This window comes from Bacteroides oleiciplenus YIT 12058 (assembly GCF_000315485.1).
GTDB classification, from domain to species: Bacteria; Bacteroidota; Bacteroidia; order Bacteroidales; family Bacteroidaceae; genus Bacteroides; species Bacteroides oleiciplenus.
In genome coordinates, this window is the sequence record NZ_JH992940.1 from 35,161 (window position 1) to 56,030 (window position 20,870).

Consider the following 20,870-nt stretch of genomic DNA (forward strand, 5'->3'; position numbering starts at 1 on the left):
AACTTTACGAATATTTTCTCGGATACCTCACCAATATGGCCAGAAGTGCGCATATACCCATCGTAAACGGATAATATAAACTGCCGATGATGCTGATGGGGGAGATGCCTGCCAATCCGGCTGCAATCAGCAATTGTGCACCGTAGGGGATGATGCCTTGTATCAGACATGAGAAGGTGTCCAGAATGCTGGCCGTTTTCCGTCGGTCGAGGTGGAAACGGATGGCGATGTCTTTGGCTATGGGACCAGTGGTGATGATGGCGATGGTATTGTTTGCCGTACATAGGTTGGCGATACTGACAAGGGCGGCGATGCTTAGTTCCGCACCCCGTTTGCCTTTTACATGGCGTGTCAGGCGGGAGATAATAAAATCGATACCTCCGTTGTAGCGGATGGTTTCGAGCATGCCTCCGGCAAGCAGGGTAATGATGATGAGTTCACCCATCCCTGTGATGCCTGTTCCCATGGCTCCAAACCAGTCGAAGAAAGCCGTGCTTATATCCGTTCCGCTTGTGGCAATACCTATGATTCCTGTACTGAGGATACCTAGTAATAGAACCAGCATTACATTGACACCTGCCACAGCCGTGCCCAGCACAATGAGGTAGGGGATAACCTTTATCCATTCAATCGCTTGCGTCTGTGCGGGGGCCGATATGGATAACCCCTGGAATATATAGATGCATAGCACAATCAATGCTGCCGGTACCGCAATCATGAAGTTCACCCGGAACTTATCGCGCATCACGCAATCCTGTGTTTTGGTAGATGCGATTGTTGTATCTGAAATAAATGAGAGATTGTCTCCGAAGAACGAACCGCCTACGACGATGGCGACCATATATGGCAAATCAATGCCTGTTTTTTCTGCCAGTCCGATGGCTACGGGTGTAAGTGCTACAATCGTCCCCACACTGGTGCCTATGGAAAGTGAGATAAAGCAGGCTGCAATGAATATACCTGCCAGCAGCAGGTTATCTGGCAGGATGCTCAATGTTAGATTCACTGTTGCATCAATTGCACCCATCTGTTTGGCGCTTTGCGCAAAAGCTCCGGCAAGAATGAATATCCATATCATTAGTATGATGTTCTTATTGCTGGCTCCTACGGAGAACTGATATACCCGTTTTTCCAGGCTCAGCCCGCGTGTCAGCGCAATAGCATAACAGGATGACAATAGGAATGCCACTGTAATAGGTACTTTGTAGAAATCATTAACAATCAGTGAGGTCACCAGGTAAAGGCATAAGAATACTGCCAGTGGACTCAATGCCCACCATCCACCTCTTTTCTTATTTACTGTATTTATAGTTTCCAAGAATTCAAATTTTAAAAACTTTGCAAAGATAATGCAAATCGAGTGCAGAACTTTCATGCTTGCATGAAAAAGTTATGCTGAGATGCAGCTTATCTTATTGAAAGATAATCCAAATCGAGTGCAGAATTTTCATGCTTGCATGAAAAAGTTATGCTGAGATGTAGCTTATCTTAAAATATAAATAAAAGGACGGAACATCTGAATTGTTCCGCCCTTCCTAACTTTTAATTTTTAATTTTCAATTTTTAATTTATAAAGTTACTCCTGTTTTGAAGATTGCGATTTCCTTGTAACCCTTCTTTTCATTATTTACAAATTCACCGCTTGCTACCCGAATGATATAATCAATAAACCGGTCGCATGTTTTTTCCATCGGTTCATTTTCTACAATGACTCCTGCATTGAAGTCAATCCAGCCCGGTTTATTTTTTGCCAGTATAGAGTTCGTTGAAATCTTCATTGTAGGCACATATGTTCCGAATGGCGTACCGCGTCCTGTGGTGAACAATACCATGTGGCAGCCGCAAGAAGCCAGTGCTGTTGCTGCTACCAGGTCATTTCCCGGAGCTGATAATAAGTTCAATCCCTTTACTTTCAGGCGCTCACCGTAAGGCAATACGCCTTCCACATAACTCTTACCGCACTTTTGTGTGCATCCCAAGGCTTTATCCTCCAAAGTTGAGATGCCGCCAGCTTTGTTTCCCGGAGATGGATTTTCCCCCACCGGTTCACCATGCGAAAGGAAGTATTCCTTGAAATCATTTATCAGTTTCACTGTCTCTTCAAATAGTTCCTTGTTGCGACAGCGGTTCATTAATATCGTTTCTGCTCCGAACATTTCCGGAACTTCCGTCAGTACACTCGTACCACCTTGTGCCACCAGGAAGTCAGAGAACATGCCCAGTAACGGATTGGCTGTGATGCCGGAGAAACCATCCGAACCACCACACTTCAAACCGACACGCAATTCACTCAGAGGTACATCTACACGTTCGTCCTTGCTTGCTTTCTCGTATAGTTCGCGCAGTAGATTCATTCCTTCTTCATATTCATCGCCCACCTTTTGCGTCACCATAAACTTCACGCGATCCTCATCATATTCTCCCAGAAATTCGCGGAACACATCCGGCTGATTGTTTTCACAGCCTAAGCCCACTACCAGCACTGCGCCTGCATTGGGATGCAACACCATGTCACGCAGAATCTTTTTTGTGTTTTCGTGGTCGTCGCCCAGTTGTGAGCAACCGTAATTATGCGGATATGCCATAATTGCATCCACTCCCTTACCATTCGTTTCCCGACGAAGACCTTCGGCAAGCTGGTTGATGATACCGTTCACGCAACCTACAGTAGGGATAATCCAGACTTCGTTACGGATACCTACATCGCCATTCTTACGGCGATACCCTTTGAAAGTCAAATCCTTGTGTGGAATATCCAGCGAAACGCTTGTTGGATTATACGTATAGTCCAGTAATCCTGCCAAGTTCGTGTGAATATTATTTTCGTTCATCCAGTCACCCTGCTTCTTTGCCATGCGTGCGTGACCAATAGGATAACCATATTTAATGACGTTTTCGCCTTCTGCAAAATCTTTCAATGCAAATTTGTGTCCGGCGGGAATCTCCTCGTTCAATGTGATTTCCGTCCCATCCACAGTGAGCTTTTCTCCTGCCGGCAACGTTACGATAGCTACTGCTACATTGTCTGCAGAGTTGATTTTAAGGTACTTTGTTTCCATATTCTTGTTTTTAGTTAGTTTCTTAAATTAGCTCGTAGCTTGTTATTTATTTGAATAAAACTCAATATTCTCCTTTGTCAGCAGATCAATCGGCATAAAGTTCTCCCTGGGTACCTCTTTCTTGAAAATCAAGTGGTCGCACAATGCTTTGATACCATCGAATCCCTGTAATTCCGGTTGTTGGGCAATGAGGAATGAAACGCCACCCTGCTTCAGGCAATTCACGTTGCGTTCCAGTAAATCATACCCCATTAGATTGAAATCTTTTTTCTGTTGCTTTAGCAAATACTCTCCAACGATGTAAACTTTCGAATTGAAAGTGATTCCATTCTTCACATTCGGATGTTTTCTGAAAAACTCGTCCAACATCTGCGCATCATCGCTGTCCCGTTTGGCGTGCAGATTCAATTCCCAGATGCGACAATCGGGATGATGCTTCAGCATATACTCCCGAAAGCCGATTTCCCGGCGTTCCTGTTGATTAGATCCCACGATTCCCTCGTTTATCTTGCGGAAAATCACAATTTCTTTTTCTTCTCCGGCAAGCAACATCATCATCTTTGCAGCAAAGTATCCGCTTTGATGCGAATTTTGTCCGAAGAAAGAGAGTGCCGGTTGGTCCTTCAAATTAGAGTCTATATATATATAAGGTATAAAACGCTTATTCAGTTCTTCCGTGAACGGCTTCGTATATTGCGGCACAGTGGGAGCAAACATGATTCCGTCCGGTTCCTGTTCCAGAATCCCCCGGGCCACGTCTCCGAACGAATGATAATCGAACGGATCATAATAGGAGAGGTTCACGGAGATGTTAAAGTCCGAATACGTCACCAATGCATCATGGATACCCGCTTCCACGGCTGTCCAATATTCGCCTTCCTCATGTTGTGGCAGCAAGCAGGAGAAGGTATATTTCTTGTTCGATGCCAGGGCACTGGCATACATGTTCGGTTGATAATCCAGTTGCTTCAGGATTTCTTCCACCCGTTTCCGGCTGGCTTCCGATACTCCGCTGCGTCCGTGTATCACACGGTCCACTGTCCCCACTGATACATCCGCCATTTTGGCAATATCTTTGATACGTATTCTTTCAGACCCCATATATTTTATAATTAATCGGAACTTGTGTCCGTACACAATAATAATCTTAATATTTTCGACACAAATATATGACAATTTTTGTAATTACGAAAATTGTTGTATCTTTGTGCCCGCACACGAAGCCTATGAAGAACGAATCTTGTTTTGTTGTACTCTTCATGGAATCAAGTGGTTATGGCGGTTTTTACCCCTAAAATGATAAATTGAAAGTTATAAATTAATCACATATAAAAAATAAATAAGATTATGGGAAAGAAAGTCGTTACATTAGGCGAGATCATGTTGAGACTGTCCACTCCGGGAAACACTCGTTTTGTTCAGTCTGATTCTTTTGATGTAGTATATGGTGGTGGTGAAGCAAACGTTGCTGTCAGCTGTGCCAACTACGGACATGAAGCTTACTTTGTGACTAAATTGCCGAAACACGAAATTGGTCAATCTGCTGTGAACGCCTTGCGTAAATATGGCGTAAAAACAGATTTCATTGCCCGTGGTGGCGACCGCGTAGGTATCTACTATCTTGAAACCGGTGCTTCCATGCGTCCCAGCAAGGTGATTTACGACCGTGCACATTCTGCTATTGCTGAAGCTGATGCCGCAGACTTCGACTTCGACGCAATCATGGAAGGTGCTGACTGGTTCCATTGGTCAGGTATTACTCCCGCCATCTCCGACAAAGCTGCCGAACTTACTAAATTGGCTTGTGAAGCTGCAAAACGTCATGGTGTTACGGTTTCTGTTGACCTTAACTTCCGCAAGAAACTCTGGACGAAAGAGAAAGCGCAATCTATCATGAAACCCCTGATGCAATACGTTGATGTTTGTATCGGTAACGAAGAAGATGCTGAACTCTGTCTGGGCTTCAAACCCGACTCGGATGTAGAAGGTGGAAAAACTGATGCTGAAGGTTACAAAGGCATCTTCAAAGCAATGGCTGAGGAATTCAATTTCAAATATGTTATCTCTACTTTGCGCGAATCATTCTCTGCAAGCCACAATGGCTGGAAAGCAATGATTTACAATGGTGAAGAATTCTACGAATCAAAACGTTATGATATCAATCCGATTATCGATCGCGTTGGTGGTGGCGACTCTTTCTCCGGCGGTATCATCCACGGTTTGTTGACGAAGCCTAACCAGGGTGCAGCTCTTGAATTCGCTGTAGCTGCTTCTGCATTGAAGCACACTATCAACGGTGACTTCAACCTGGTATCTGTTGAAGAGGTAGAAGCATTGGCAGGTGGCGATGCAAGCGGACGTGTTCAGCGTTAATTATTAAATATTAATTATTGGATATTAATTACTAAAGACAATGGCAAAATTCGATAAGATAGCTGTGTTGAACAAGATTGGTTCAACTGGTATGGTTCCTGTATTCTATCATAAAGACGCAGAAGTTGCAAAGAAAGTGGTGAAAGCTTGTTATGAAGGTGGTGTTCGTGCATTCGAATTTACCAATCGTGGTGACTTTGCGCATGAGGTATTTGCTGAAGTAGTGAAATTCGCAGCAAAAGAGTGCCCGGAGATGGCGATGGGTGTAGGTTCCATTGTTGATCCTGCAACGGCTGCCCTTTACCTGCAATTAGGCGCGAATTTCGTAGTAGGTCCGTTGTTTAACCCCGAAATCGCTAAGATTTGCAACCGCCGTCTGGTTGCCTACACTCCGGGATGCGGAAGCGTTTCAGAAGTAGGTTTTGCACAGGAAGCAGGTTGTGACCTTTGCAAGATTTTCCCGGGCGACGTTCTCGGTGCAAAACTCGTAAAAGGTTTGTTGGCTCCGATGCCTTGGTCTAAGCTGATGGTGACCGGTGGGGTAGAGCCTACTCAGGAAAACCTGACTTCATGGATCAAAGCAGGCGTATTTTGTGTGGGTATGGGTTCCAAACTCTTCCCGAACGATAAAGTAGCTGCCGAAGATTGGGCTTACGTTACTGAAAAATGTAAAGAAGCACTGGCTTATATTGCAGAAGCCAGAAAATAAGAGCATTACGATTAGATAGCGTACGGTTAAAGTAACTCTTTCGCTAAATCGTATAATTTTCATTTTGTTTAAAGGTGTTTAAAGGGGACAACCATTGGAGTTGACAGGTCAATGTCACTCCAGTGGTTTGTTTTTTTTAGATAATCTTATTATTTTACAATTTTCTATAGACGTGATTCTGGCCTAAGATCACTGAATTTTCTTTTCCTGGTCCTTTATTTGCTTATTTTGTTTCCTGACTTGTAGTATTTGCCATTTATTCTTTTCGAAAAGTTGTAAAAAACGATATTTATATCTTTTAAAAGTTGTAAATGATGTTTTTATTCGTTATGTTTGTAACGAATTCAATTGTTTAAAGACTTACAAAACAAATAAATGATATTTATGAATAGAAAAAAAATGAAACAAAACGTAGTGATGTTCCTCATTTCTGCCCTTGTATTGAGCAGTTGCACAGATAAAGATGTGTATCAGGGGGAACAAAAGAACACGCCTCTCAATCCGTCTGAAGTTTTTGACTTCAACCTGATGCAACAGGTGAAAGTGAATGTGGACTATGGGTTTACGAATGATTATTTTATTGTTTTCGACCTTTATAGTCAAAATCCGATGAAAGAGGAAAATGATTCGTGGGTGAAAGACGAATTGCTATCACCTATCTATTCGGCTTCTACGGATAAAAAAGGCAAATTCTCAGGTACGATTCAAATACCTTCGGATATTACGGAAGTGTGGCTTTATTCTGATTATTTAGGTGCTATATCTCCGGTTAAGATAAATATTTCCGCTAATGGTGAAATCAGCTATAACCAGACAGAATATATAGCCTTGTTGCAGACTAAAACAAGGGGTACAACTTCCAATGGTTATACCCATCTGGATGATTGGAAACTTTTACCCGGTGTGGATTGGAATCTATATGGGCTTCCTTCCAACCTGGAAGCAGGCTTAAGTGTTCCACCGGCTGACGTCCTGTATAGTATTAAAGACACGTATACCGGAAAAAGCGGGAAGAAGATAACGGATTTGCATCCTGAATGGCTCAATAATAATACGACTTCTGAGATTAAGGTTGTTAAGGAGACCGAGTTAAGCCTGGTCTTCATCAATAGCTCTGCCAGTTGGAACAATACTGTAGGATACTTCACTTATCCTACGGGTACCATTCCTACGGTGAACACGATCCAAAAAATATTAGCATTTCCCAATGCTTCTCCTATTGGTAAAGCGATAGCAAGCCAGCCTGGAGTGCGTGTGGGAGAGTTGCTTTGTGGTCATGAAGTGAAACTGAAATACTGGAATGAAGCCGAACAACAATTTGAGGATAAATTCCCTGCCGGTGTAAGTGTAGGATGGTGTTTGCAGGGAATGGGCTTCAACAATGGCAATATTGTGAAAGGTATGGGAATCCGCCATTCATACAGTTCACTGAATTCTGATAATGCGCAGCGTGTAGTGGCGTTGCGTGACGGAAGCACCGATCAGATTGTGGCTATCGGTTTTGAAGATAATGTCGATTTTGATTATTGCGATGCTACGTTTTACCTGAAGATTGCAGAAGCTAATGCCATTGACCCGGGTGGCCCCAGCTTGCCTCCGGTAGATCCTCCCAGCAATGTTACCACTACTTATAGTGGAACTTTAGCTTATGAAGATCAGTGGCCGGCACAGGAAGACTATGACATGAATGATGTTATGGTAACGTATCAATCAACTTTATACAAGAATGTTTTAAGTAATAAAGTATATCAGATTATAGACGAATTTACTCCGGTTCATAGTGGAGGTACACATACATGTGGTTTTGGATACCAGCTTCACAATCTTGCTCCCGATAGAGTGAGAAGTATCGAAGTTTCAGGTCCCGATGGTTGGCGGTTGGAAACGGATCAATCGCATGCTACTATTATTTTGTTTGATAATATCAAAAATGTCCTGAACCAGAAGTTTACTGTCACTATTGAATTGGCGGATGTAGATGTAAATCAGGTGACACCTCCTTATAATCCTTTTATTTTTGTTAATAATAGAAATAGAGAAGTGCATTTGGTAAATTATGCACCTACAAACAAAGCTGATATGTCTCTCTTTAATACAATGGATGATGTGTCGAATACAGGTGCCGGAATCTATTATATTGCACGTTATCAAGAAGAGGTGGATATGATGCCGTTTGCTATTAATCTTCCTACTCTTAGTTTTGATGTGCCTACAGAGCGAGTGAAAATATACGATACTTATCCCGGATTTATCAATTGGGTAAAATCAGGTGGTACTTCAAATAAGGATTGGTATAAGAAGAAAAAATAAGCAAACGTTTTTTTCTTTATAAGAAAGAGTTTTATCTATGTTTTGTCGTAGATGAAACTCTTTTTTTATACTTTTGTATCCGTTAGTTAGGTGAATAGGCCGAATAAATTAAAATAAAAGATATGAAACAGCGAAAAATGAAACAGCTTGCACTTGTTTCTCTCGTTTCTGCACTTGTATTAAGTAGTTGCGCAGACAAAGACGTATATCAAGGAGAGCGTAAAAATGAGCCTTTGAAGCCAACAGAGGTTTTTGATTTCAACTTGATGCAACAAGTGAAAGTGAATGTAGACTATGGGTTTACGAATGATTATTATATCATTTTCGACCTTTATAGCCAGAATCCTATGAAAAAGGAAGATGATTCGTGGGTAAAAGACGAATCGCTGTCTCCTGTCTACTCGGCTCCTACTGATAAGAAAGGAAGGTATTCAGGCACAATTCAGATTCCTTCGGATATAACTGAAGTATGGCTCTATTCGGATTATCCGGGTGCTGTTTCTCCTGTTAAGCTGACCATTTCCAATGGTGCACTTAACTATAATCAGGTTGATTATATAGCTTCGTTACAGGCTAAAACAAGAGGAATAACTTCTGGTAATCATAGTTATTTGGATGATTGGATGCTGATATCTGAAAAAGTTGATTGGGATGCATATGGACTTCCTTCTAATATAGAAGAAAACCTGAGTGTACCACCGGCTGAAATATTGTATAGCATTCAAGATACGTATAGTAAGATCAATGGAAAGAAGATTAAAGATTTGCATCCGGAATGGCTTAATAACAATACAACTTCTGAAATAAAAATTATTAAAGATACGGAATTGAGCCTTGTTTTTATTTCAAGTGGAGCTAACTTCAATAATACAGTAGGGTATTTTACTTATCCTACAGGAACTGTGCCTACTCCGGCCACCATTCAGAAGATTCTTGCATTTCCTAACGCTTCTCCTATTTCCAAAACTTCTACAGATAAAGAAACTCAAGTCGTAACGCGTACAGGAGCATTATTGTGTGGACATGAAGTGAAACTCAAATATTGGAATCAAGCAGAACAGAAATTTGAAAATAAGTTCCCTGCTGGGGTTACTGTTGGATGGTGCTTACAAGCGATGGGCTTCAATTCTGGTAATATTGTGAATGGTATGGGAATTCGCTATTCATATAGTTCGATGAACTCTGATAATTCGCAGCGCGTTGTGGCATTACGTGATGGAAGTACAGATCAGATTGTCGCGATAGGTTTTGAAGATAATACTGATTTTGATTATTGTGATGCCACATTTTATTTGAAAATAGCAGAATCTAACGCAGTAGAACCAGGTGGTCCGGAATTACCTCCTGTAAATCCTCCCAGCAATGTTACTACTACTTATAGAGGAACTTTGGCTTATGAAGATCAGTGGCCGGCACAGAAAGATTATGATATGAATGATGTTATGATGACGTATCAATCAACTCTCTATCGAAATGTTGTAAGTGGTAAGATCTATAAAATAGTAGACGAATTTATTCCGATTCATAATGGAGGTACGTATACTTGTGGCTTTGGATATCAGCTTCATAATATTGAAACTAACAGAGTGAGAAGTGTTGATGTATCAGGTCCTGCAGGCTGGAGGGTAGAAGAAGGACATTCCCATCCTACTGTTATCTTGTTTGATGATATTAGGAGTGTTTTAAATCAGAAATTTACCGTTACAATTGAACTTGCTGATGTGGAATCAAGTCAGGTGACACCTCCCTATAATCCTTTTATATTTGTCAATGGTAGAAGTACGGAAGTGCATTTGGTTAATTATGCACCTACCAATAAGGCTGATATGTCTCTCTTTAATACTAAAGACGATGTGTCTAATATAGATGCCGGGATTTATTACATTGCACGTTATCAGGAAGAAATTAATATCATGCCGTTTGCTATTAATCTTCCAACTCTTGATTTTGAAGTTCCTACGGAGTATGTGAAGATATATGATACTTATCCTGGTTTTATTGATTGGGTGAAATCAAAAGGTACTACAAATAAGGATTGGTATAAGAAGAAAAAATAACTAAACGTTTTTTCGATAGAAAAAGAGTTTTATCTATGTTTTATCATAGATGAAACTCTTTTTTTATACTTTTGTTTAGTTAATGTCAATCAACCGAAAAACACTATTGATATGAAATTGCAAACACTACTTTCCGTTTTATTTTATAGCGGACTTATTTACGGATTCTTATCTTGCACTGGCAATGCTCTCTCATTGCGTGCCCGTAAGGAGGCCTTAGGTAAACTCATTTTTCAGGATACCCAACTTTCTGAACCTGCCGGACAATCTTGTGCCACTTGCCATACTGCTGCTAACGGCTTTGCCGATTGTGACTCCCGTATCGTTTCCGAAGGTGCAGTCTTCGGGCTCTATTCCCAACGTAATGCTATGACCATCTGTTACTCCATGTATGTTCCCTCTCTCTACTTTGATGAAGGCGAAGAAACCTATGTGGGCGGGCTCTTTTGGGACGGCCGTTCTCCTTCCTTGCAGAACCAGGCGGGCGAACCTTTTCTTAATCCCGTGGAAATGGGCAATCCTGATACTTGTGCCGTCGTCATGAAAATCCGTCGTGCTTCTTATTATTCCGAATTGGTCCGTATTTATGGAGAAACCTCCAATGCGGATTCCCTTTATGCTCACATCACAGACGCACTTGCTGCTTACCAGCAATCTGATGAAGTGAATCCCTTTTCTTCTAAATATGATGCCTGGGAAAAGGGAGAATATGCTTTTACTGATTCCGAACTTCGGGGTATGAATCTTTTTAAAGATAAAGGAATGTGTGCCGAATGCCACGTTCTGGATAAGGATGAGCGTGCCGGACGAGTACTCTTCACCGATCATACGTATGATAATCTGGGCATACCACGTAATCCGGAGAATCCCCATTTGCGTGTTCCTGCCGATTATTTCCTTTTGACTTCGGATAGCATCGACCTCGGTTTGGGAGCTATTGTAAGTAAAGAAGAAGAGAATGGCAAGTTTCGTGTACCCACTTTGCGCAATATAGCTTTGACGGCTCCCTATGGACATAACGGTTATTTCAAAACCCTCAGGGAGATTGTTCACTTCTATAATGTGCGTGATGTCAGTGATGAATTTCCATCTGCTGAATATCCTGCTACAATCAATCGTGATGAACTGGGAAACTTGGAGCTGACCCCGGAAGAAGAAGCTGATCTCGTAGCGTTCATGGAAACGTTGACAGATGGCTTCAAACTCGTTCTGAAGCAGTAGAAACCGTAAACAAAGCTGGATAAATCGAAAAATATGTTATAAAACATGCTGTTTTTTGTACAACTGTTTGCGCACACGGAAAATCTTCTTACCTTTGTATCGCAGTTGGGAAACTGCTCATGATTTTGACTTTTAAATAAATTAGTTTTGTAGTTTTCAATAAAGGAATTAGTTAGGTAAAAAGATTAGTTAATAGTTTTTCATAGGCTAAAATTTGGATTAAGAAAATTAGGTAATTAGGTATAAAAGGTAAAGAAAAAGATTGTGTTTTTATAGGTAATAGAAGTTTTTCAGGTAAAAAGAAGATTGATTTTTAGGTAACAAATGAGATGCAGTTAAAAGAAAAGCCTCTATGGCTTTTCTTACAGAGGCGAGAGGTTCGTGAGAGCTTGCTCGTTTTTTTATGTTCCAAAATTAAAAACAGGACATTTTCTTTTTTTAAGAAATGATGATTATATCAGTCATTCTTTGTATATTTGTAGCATCAACTACATAATAAATTAATTTTGGAACAGGTACTGCTTATATTTGATTGGATCTTATACATTTTGTTTGCAATAAACGTATTGTACTTATTAGTTTATAGTTTGGCATCTCTCCGGCATAAGTCTGATAAGGCAGTATCCGCAAAAGAGTGTAAACGATTTGCTTTATTAATAGCAGCATACAGAGAAGATGCGGTTATTATGGATACGGTGCAAGCTTGCCTGGCACAGAATTATCCAAGTGACAAATACGATGTAGTTGTAATCTCCGATCATATGCAATCTGTGACGAATCAAAAGCTGGCTGCATTACCTATTAAGTTACTTCAGGTTGATTTTGAAAAAAGTACGAATACAAAGTCTCTGAAGGCAGCTCTTGAGTACTTGGGGCAGGATTCTTATGACGTTGCTTTGATTATTGATGCGGATAATATAATTAATTCTTCTTATCTTTCTGAAGTGAACAATGCATTTGCAGACCCGAAAGTGAAGGTTGTCCAAACACATCGCGTAGCTAAGAATCTGAATACTAATATGGCTTATTTGGATGCTATTAGTGAGGAAATAAATAACTCTATATTCCGTTTGGGACATGTCAATTTAGGGATGTCGGCTGCATTAATAGGTTCCGGTATGGCTTTTGAGTATTCTTTGTTTTATAAAGCTATGATGAGTAACACTTCAGTTGGAGGGTTTGATAGAGTTTTGGAAATGAAACTGCTTTATCATCGCATCTTTTTTCATTATTTGCCGGATACCTATGTGTTGGATGAGAAAATACAGAAAACCAAGAACTTCTATCAGCAAAGACGACGCTGGTTGTCTGCCCAATATTATAGTTTTGGTGAATTTGTGAATCACCTGTTTCCGGCTATTCGTGATCGAAAATGGGATTTCTGTGATAAGCTCTTTCAACAAGCCTCGTTTTCGCGGGTGTTATTGTTGGGATTCACCTTTATCTTTTCAGTCTGCCTCTCTATATGGTTTCCAGCATTAGCTTATAAATGGTGGGTGATATTTGGGATGCTGTTGTTGGCGTTGGCTATTGCTATTCCTCGTCGTTTCTGGAAGTGGCGTTTGGTAAAGGCTATCTGTTTTGTACCTTATTCATTTCTGTTGATGTTTATCAATTTGTTCCGTTTGAAAGAGGCGAATAAAAAGTTTATTCATACGGCACATGGTATAGAAGAATAGTATAAAAAAGGGAGGTGTCTTTCTTTTTATATTTCAAAGTACAGACTCTTCTTAGCGCGAGTTAGAATTTCGATGCTCTAGCTAACTTATTATTAATGTCCTAATACACATCACAAATATTGCTATCTTCCCGCGAATTTTAAAACTGTCTTCAATACAAATTTCAATTGAATTTGCATTGTATTTACTGGAGATTGACCTTTTTCTATTGGATATATGGACTTGATATCACCATGAAAATAATTTGTATTTCTTCTGAAAAATGAATTGTGAAGATGTTATTATTGTTGATATAAAATGAATTGTGAAATTTTACTTTTTTTCTTTCTGACTTAACGTTTTCTTCTAAGAATATAATTTTTCAAATTAATTTTTTTATGATTCTAAAAAAAACAGGTAATTAATCTTATTGGTATATTTCGGGTTCTATCAGGACTCTGTGGATGCGTTGAGGAAAGTGTTTGACAGATTAACTCTTGTTATGGATGGTGACCCTGTGATATACTTGGCTGACCCGGCATTTAGACAATTTGCGCTCTTGTTTTGGGATGCGGATGGAGATGGGTATATATCTCCCGATGAAGCGCAGGTGTCTAAATTACCTAATTTCAGTAGGGCATCAGCTGATATTGAGATTGTGGATTTCAGACAGCTTACAATCGGTGGTTCTTATTATTCAGGTAGTACATATACTCCCAAAGTACGAGAAGTCTATTGCGGCAGGAATCCGGGAAATAGTAATTCAGTGCCGTTCAGTGCTTGTGAGCATCTCGAATTAGTTGATATAGGAGCATGGATTACTATTATACCGACCAATGCGTATAAGGATAATCCGAAGTTAAAGAAGGTGGTGTTGAATGAAGTATTAGAGGTGATAAATGGCAGCGTATTTACTAACTGCGTATCTCTTGAAGAAATTTCAGAGATACCGGATAGCTGTACATTACTCTATAATCAATATAACCAGCAGGCATTTAGAGGCTGTACATCACTTAAAACTATTACAATAGGTCGGGGTATACAAAGAATAGGGTGGTCTACATTCAGAGACTGCACTTCGATGGAGTCTTTTTATATTAAAGCAATTACACCACCTCAGTTAGACACAGAGGTATTTACAAACAATCCTTGCAAAATATATGTACCTCGTGATAGTATTAGTGCATACAAGGCTGCTACCAACTGGAACCAATATGCATCAAGAATCTATGGATATGACTTTTGAGTTACCAAGAAAAATATAGGTGTCTGTTTTTCTACCCAAAGAGAAAAACAGCATACATACACCGCTCAGGCGCGTATTTACGGTTCTATCAGGACTCTGTGGATTTATTAAAGAAGATTTTCAACAGACTAAATCTGATTGTAGATGGAAAACCAGCTATAAGAATAGCAGACCCGGAAGTGCTAAGAATCCTAATAGATACAACAGAAGGGGATGAAAATAAAACAAGAAACGAGAAAGACGATAGTGAAAAAAAAATTAAGAAAAAAGAACTAGCAACGAAAAATAAAACAGCAAGCAAAAAAGACAACGAATACGAAAGAATGAAAGATAAGACCAAAAACAAAAAATACAATGAAGTCAATTAGTTCACCAAATGAAAATCAATAAACAACAGACAGCTACAAGAGACGACAACTTTAAGTCAAATAACCAGTCCACAAAGTACAACAAAACGAAACAACATTATAAAACAAAGGGGAATAAAGAAAATCAGCACAAAAGAAGGCCAGAAAACCGCAGCTGAAAAAAAGCGCAAAAGACCAGATAAAGGCAGCAGAATAGAAGGTCCAACAACCATAAACTCTAGAAGAAAGAGAATAAACCGAACAGCAAACAACACAACAACAAGAACCTCACGCGCTAATACACCACCAACTCTAAAAACAATGAGCAAAAAAGGAAAACCCGTAAAGACAGATGGTACAGACGAAAGCAGAAAGGCCAAAAAATGAAAGAATGGAACGAGACTGCAAGCCGCAAAAATATAACCGCAAACAACAAAGGGAGAGCCCTGATAAATACTAAACCGCACCACAAGGAAAAGATACATGCCACACAAATAAGCAAACACAAAAAAACCACCCAACAAGAGGACAGGCGTAGTAAACAAAACACTAACACACTCAAACCAGACACGGCAATAAAAAGATCAAAAGAAATCCCGAGCACCTATATCTTAAAAGTACTCCCGGAAACCATCCAGAAACCAAATACAAAGGGAGACACAGAAAACATAACGAAAGATTCAAAACCCCAACAAGCCGCCAAACAATAGAAAACAACACCGGCACCAGGAACATATACAGCAACCACTACGCCACTAAAAACAAAACCACCAAAAGAAGGCAAAGCAATAAAAACGCAAAATACAATAGATACAACACTAACACGTAAAACTAAAACCACAACAACAGAAGCTATGAAACCGGCAAAACCAAAAAGGAGAAAAGTATATGCTACAACCAAAACATTCAAACATAAACATAGACAAAATGCAGGAATCACAACTTCCGCTATTCCACTCCGAAAGAAAACATAAGTTACGAAGATACAACCTGGAAAAAAAAAAACGGCAAGAAAACACACACAACAAGGAAAACAAACACTCCTCAACAAAGCGAAGCCACGAAAAAAACGAAAACCATCGAAACTATCAACTGAAAAAAGAACATTAAACATCGAAAAAACATCAAAAGTCCCAATTAAAAAAGTAGTGAAAAACCAAAAAGAAGCAACAGCAAGCAGACCGTCAACAACAGAATCAACCCTAAGAACACCAACACAAGCCACAACAAAGCCAGAAAGAAAAAGCCGAAAAACCTCCGGATCAGCGAATCGTACACACGCAACTCCATCTACAATCAGATTTAGTCTGTTGAAAATCTTCTTTAATAAATCCACAGAGTCCTGATAGTACTTTGAATGTACAGTTATCTTACCTTCCAATACCGGTATTTCATCCTCTCCGGAAATACCTTCGGCAGATAAACCTTCGTAGGTTCCATCGGCAAGTTTGGCAAGCATGTCAAGGGCGTCGGCAGTGTAATATTCTTCCTCGAAACCTACTGCACGGATATGTTTTAGTGCATGTTCGGTACCTTGTGATTGCTGTGCCTCTATAATGTTAGACAACAGTTTCATAGGTGCTAATTTGGGGCAGTTCTCAATAAGAAAATCGGTTATGTTTTCAGCACATTGGCCAATTCTTAAACCCTCTGTTGTCAGCATCGGGAAGTTCCGGAAAGTTATGTATCTGTTGTTAGCCGGATATTCGATGATTTCAAGTCCGCCACCACTTGGAAGCTTTATCTGACTTAAGTTGGTTCCGTCGGCATATATCTCGCGAATGTTAATAATTGTGCTCAAATCGAGTGTACCCTGTAATGTGGTAATATTAGATAGAAGTAGCTTCTGCATACTACTACAATCTGCAAGTGTAAGTCCTGTAATAGAGATGATTACGTTGTCGTCCTTACTGCCAAGTATAAGCTCGTTCAATCGTCTTCCGCGTACTACCATGGTACCGGAAACATTCTTTTTGTGCCAGTCTCCGATGCTTAATAACCAACTTGCTGCTTGTATGGCATTTTGTTGGTCAGCACTACCACCAAGGTCAATGGTTATTTTACAAACATCTCCTGCTTTGGTGCGTTTTCCTTGCACAATGGATGTACCATTTGCAATGGCCGGATACATATCGAAGGCCGGGGTTATATCGTAGTCTATCAGGTCACCGGCTGCACGTACGATGATCGTATCTGTGCCGTTGGCAGAGAACAAGCCGTAATTATACTTCGACATGATGTACATGATACGTTTCTTCACCCATGCAGTTTCTGCGGAGTAGAAATTGCCGTGACTCTGGGTGATAGGGTCAGTGTCATTAGTATAAGAGCCATTATTGTATGCTATCTTTGCAAGTTCATATCGTTTGGCATCAGAATTCACCAGCGTAGCCGGGAAATAGTCTTTTATGCCAAGGAAATACTTTTTATAGAAAGCGTAAACTTGGTCATAAGGAGTACCTGAAGACTGGCCGCACAGTGCTTCCATTGCTGTGAACATTTTGCGCATTCCGGCTGTAATTTCAGCGCTGAAAGCCTGCTCTAACAGATTCCAGAAGACAGAGGTCTCACCATTCCAAATTGGCTGGTCGTTGTCATAAGAGTCATGCATTTCGCAATGATAGGGTTTCCGATCCTGTCCCTGATTGTCAATCGGGAATATAGTGTCGGCATCATCCAGTCTCCATCTCCATTTACTGCCTTCCTGACAGAAGCTATACGGATAAGTATTCTTTGCGCGCTGGTCGGTTCCGGCCGTGAACTCTACAAAGTTATGATGGAATACTGCATCGTCAATGTCGAATATAGCGGGTATGGTTGCATGGAACAAGCTTGTGCGGGCTGAGACGAACTTTTCATTCAATTGGTCAGCAGTGAATGCACTTAGATCGGACGGAAGATATGCAGCTAACTGTGTTTTCAGATTTATCGCACCATTACCGATGTCGGAGGGCATGAACTTTCCTTCAGCAGCTTCATAATAATAGAGATTGTACTGATTAGCATCACCGCTTTTGGCAATCCAGTACTCATAACCTGTACTACGGTATTCAGTTACGGCTGCATTCAGTTCGTTCAGAGTACCGGTGAACGGACGGATACGGTTGTTGCATACATACACGGCATTGTAAGCGTCTATCCATTTCTGTGCAGACAGTGGTTCTGTCTCATCAGCGTTCAGCTCACCGGCATCGAAATCCCAACAATTGGTGTTGTTATACTGAAAAGCTTCTTCATCTGGATTATATGCCCAGTAAGGTTTATTGGTGTTCCAGGGAACGCGGAAAAGCGCACCTAATGGAGCATTGTCCGAACCTTCTACGGATAACAAGGCCGGAAAAGCTTCCGTGTCATAGCCAAAACAAAGATCATCTCCTTTATCCGGACCGAACGTAAATTCTCCCATACAGGTATAAACATCCTGACCTTCCTCATTGACGGACTTTGAGAAACCAATGAATGGCTCCTGATACACGGCGACACGTATTTCACTATCAGTGGCCATAGCCTCGTTTCTCATGCCTATTTCCTTGTATAAATCATTGAACGCAGCTACAGATCCGGCCTTGTGATCCTGCATGGAACTCGCCCAGTTCTTCTTGGCTGTCAGGCGCCCGGACTTGGGCACACCTTCAAACATGAGGACTTTGTTCCTGTCCGTCGTTCCGTCGGCATACGTGGCAATGGAGTTTATCTTGTTACCCTCTGTATCTTTTAATCCCTTCATTTTGAAGCGGATGTTCCACTCCAGATATTTCTTTGATGAAGTACCCTGACCTTCTATCAACAGGTTGGTCAGCGTGAAGTTTCGCTCCGGTTTGTTTTTGAAGAGTACTTCCAGATCACCTGCCACACCCGAAGGGTTGTTCAGGTTAGGGAAGGGCTTGTTCACTACAAATACATTATAGAGCAGTTTCGTGGCATTGAAGTCAATGTTTACACCCTCGCCGTCCAGTACCGAATTGATATTCTTTTCCATCAGTTTCTCGCTGGTCGTCACAAGCTGGTTTATGTAATTCTTCTGGACAGCCTCGGAAGTCAATGCACTGTCATACACGCGCAATCCATATAAATAGAGATTGGCATAATCGTTCCCTAACGTTATCTTGCCGGTGTTGCGGAAGTAATCGTTGCTCTCGTAGGTATACTGGCGATTCTTCTTTCCGTTGATGTATATGGCAACAATGTTGAAGCCGGCATTACCATAAGTGTCGGGCATGATAACTGCTGTGAGGCGTAGGCGTACCCCATTGTCGGTAGGAACATCCTGTTTACTACTTTCGTGTTCAGATTGTGAGAACAGGGAGATATTCTCACCGGATACCTTTAATCCGATGTAACTGCCGTCCGGCTTATCTTCTGCGATGCTGATAATATTCTTTCCTGCATCCGAAGCATTCTCAACCTTGAAATCGATTTCGATTGTCTTACCTCTGCGGGCCGGTTCTGTGGCAAAGGGTTGGTAATCTATCACGGCTGAACTCCGTGCAAATATCTTTAGTGCTTTCACACCGTCACCATCGGTCACCCAGCCGTCGTTACCCCAGTTGAGGTTGTTCCAGGTCACGGGGATGGCTGATTTATCCACTTCATTAACGATACTCTTGTAGTTTGTCTGCGAGTTGCTACGGGTGCGCGGATTGATATAGAGCACTGCACCTGCCGTAGCCGAATACCCCAGTGAGTTATTGACAGCTACCGTAATCGGGTCTATCAGGTCGGCTTCTCCACTGGTTGCCTTTACAATGACTTCAAAGTTGCTGTCGTCATCCGTCTCCACTTCCATCGGATAAGTAAGTGTGTTTTTGGAGTTTGCCACTATGGTGTCATTCTCAGAACTATACACCTCTGTTCTGTCTTTCGTAATGGTGAAGATGGCATCTGTAAGAGTAGCCTGTCCGTCATAAATCGCATAGTCGAATACTATATTATCCTGCCAGTTGATGAGTTGTGAGGTCACGTTATTCACGCACATCAGTTTCACTGTTTCCCCGGATGTGGCAATACACATAATATTTACCGATACAGGTTTGGTCTGAATGGTATTATCTGAGTTGGACAGATAGAAATTCACATTGTATACTCCGGTTGCTTCGGGATGAGGAAGTACATAGTTATAAGGCGTATCCATATAGATGGCTGTTCCCAGATTTTGGGTATAGCCTTGATTGTAATTATCACCGGTAACGGTGACATGAAGCACTTTGTTGATATTGCCGTTGATAATCATTGGAATTGAAATATCCCCGGCAAAGGCGGTCCACCAGGCGAAGTTAGGGGCACTGATTCCCAATGAAGTGAGTTGTACAACATAGGTGATGGGAGCTGTGGTCTGGTCGGTATTCTCTCCCTTGATACTTATTTTGATATTGTTGCTGCCACTCGTCAGCCACTCGGTAATGTCCTGTTTGATGGATGTATTAGAAGAAACTTCCATTTGCTTCACTGTGGTGAAGTCTGCGAACTTCGAGTTCTTTACCATGATTGTACACAGTCCGAGTTCTCCCGTCGGCTTGTATGGTTCATTGATATTATCCCGGTACTGGGAGACGAAGGTGAAATCCAAGACACATTCTTCTCCGTATTGTGCGGCAAAGCCCAGTGAGTTCAGATTATTCCTAACGTATACACTATACATGGTTCCAGCTCCGCCTGCCAGTTCTCTGACGGTTTGCTCCAATGCGGCGCCGGCGGCACCATCATAGGCAGTGCCTGCGGTGTCACCGATGACAAGCATCTTATTCTTTATACTCTGAATTGTCGCCTTGCTGGTCTCAACATCGTTGTCATTGATGCACGTGGCAAACTCATTCAGTTTAGTAACAATCTCGTTCAACTCCTCAGCTTTAAGCACATTGCCTTTGAGGAAATTCTTATTTAATTTGTCCAT

13 protein-coding genes are annotated in these 20,870 nt (G+C 41.1%); 8 read left to right on the forward strand and 5 right to left on the reverse strand.

The window, feature by feature from the left end; translation table 11 throughout:
- Positions 1 to 4 precede the first annotated feature (4 nt).
- From HMPREF9447_RS00150 to HMPREF9447_RS00160, 3 genes are all read right to left on the reverse strand, one after another.
- On the reverse strand, positions 5 to 1,375 hold the full coding sequence (locus HMPREF9447_RS00150; RefSeq protein ID WP_009127167.1) for a Na+/H+ antiporter NhaC family protein: 1,371 nt from the start codon (positions 1,373 to 1,375) through the stop codon (positions 5 to 7).
- 193 nt (positions 1,376 to 1,568) lie between these two features.
- On the reverse strand, positions 1,569 to 3,059 hold the full coding sequence (locus HMPREF9447_RS00155) for a UxaA family hydrolase (RefSeq protein ID WP_009127168.1): 1,491 nt from the start codon (positions 3,057 to 3,059) through the stop codon (positions 1,569 to 1,571).
- A gap of 42 nt (positions 3,060 to 3,101) precedes the next feature.
- Positions 3,102 to 4,160 carry a LacI family DNA-binding transcriptional regulator gene (locus HMPREF9447_RS00160; RefSeq protein WP_009127169.1) on the reverse strand — a complete coding sequence of 353 codons (1,059 nt, stop codon included), beginning with the start codon at positions 4,158 to 4,160 and terminating at the stop codon, positions 3,102 to 3,104.
- A 246-nt stretch (positions 4,161 to 4,406) separates the two neighbouring features.
- Here HMPREF9447_RS00160 and HMPREF9447_RS00165 point away from each other — a divergent pair, with 246 nt between their 5' ends.
- The 8 genes from HMPREF9447_RS00165 to HMPREF9447_RS00200 all read left to right on the forward strand — a co-directional run bounded on the left by HMPREF9447_RS00165 (position 4,407) and on the right by HMPREF9447_RS00200 (position 15,001).
- Entirely contained in the window at positions 4,407 to 5,432 is a 1,026-nt protein-coding gene (locus tag HMPREF9447_RS00165) for a sugar kinase (RefSeq protein WP_009127170.1), read from the forward strand.
- A 40-nt stretch (positions 5,433 to 5,472) separates the two neighbouring features.
- On the forward strand, positions 5,473 to 6,141 hold the full coding sequence (locus tag HMPREF9447_RS00170) for a bifunctional 4-hydroxy-2-oxoglutarate aldolase/2-dehydro-3-deoxy-phosphogluconate aldolase (RefSeq protein ID WP_009127171.1): 669 nt from the start codon (positions 5,473 to 5,475) through the stop codon (positions 6,139 to 6,141).
- 384 nt (positions 6,142 to 6,525) lie between these two features.
- Entirely contained in the window at positions 6,526 to 8,451 is a 1,926-nt protein-coding gene (locus HMPREF9447_RS00175) for an LruC domain-containing protein (RefSeq protein ID WP_009127172.1), read from the forward strand.
- A 122-nt stretch (positions 8,452 to 8,573) separates the two neighbouring features.
- Positions 8,574 to 10,508: an LruC domain-containing protein gene (locus HMPREF9447_RS00180; RefSeq protein ID WP_009127173.1), complete on the forward strand. Its 1,935-nt coding sequence runs from the start codon at positions 8,574 to 8,576 to the stop codon at positions 10,506 to 10,508.
- A gap of 111 nt (positions 10,509 to 10,619) precedes the next feature.
- Entirely contained in the window at positions 10,620 to 11,729 is a 1,110-nt protein-coding gene (locus HMPREF9447_RS00185; protein WP_009127174.1) for a cytochrome-c peroxidase, read from the forward strand.
- 506 nt (positions 11,730 to 12,235) lie between these two features.
- Positions 12,236 to 13,408: a glycosyltransferase gene (locus HMPREF9447_RS00190; protein ID WP_009127175.1), complete on the forward strand. Its 1,173-nt coding sequence runs from the start codon at positions 12,236 to 12,238 to the stop codon at positions 13,406 to 13,408.
- 481 nt (positions 13,409 to 13,889) lie between these two features.
- The gene (locus HMPREF9447_RS00195; protein WP_148374774.1) at positions 13,890 to 14,633 is read left to right on the forward strand and encodes a leucine-rich repeat protein; all 744 of its coding nucleotides are present in this window, start codon (positions 13,890 to 13,892) and stop codon (positions 14,631 to 14,633) included.
- A gap of 98 nt (positions 14,634 to 14,731) precedes the next feature.
- The gene (locus tag HMPREF9447_RS00200) at positions 14,732 to 15,001 is read left to right on the forward strand and encodes a hypothetical protein (protein WP_148374775.1); all 270 of its coding nucleotides are present in this window, start codon (positions 14,732 to 14,734) and stop codon (positions 14,999 to 15,001) included.
- 56 nt (positions 15,002 to 15,057) lie between these two features.
- On the opposite strand, the gene HMPREF9447_RS28270 is transcribed toward HMPREF9447_RS00200, so the two are convergent.
- Positions 15,058 to 15,525 (reverse strand): hypothetical protein, encoded by a 468-nt coding sequence (locus HMPREF9447_RS28270; protein ID WP_148374776.1) that lies wholly within the window; start codon positions 15,523 to 15,525, stop codon positions 15,058 to 15,060.
- 59 nt (positions 15,526 to 15,584) lie between these two features.
- Positions 15,585 to 20,870, reverse strand: coding sequence for a hypothetical protein (locus tag HMPREF9447_RS00205; protein ID WP_009127179.1), 5,286 nt, complete (start codon positions 20,868 to 20,870; stop codon positions 15,585 to 15,587).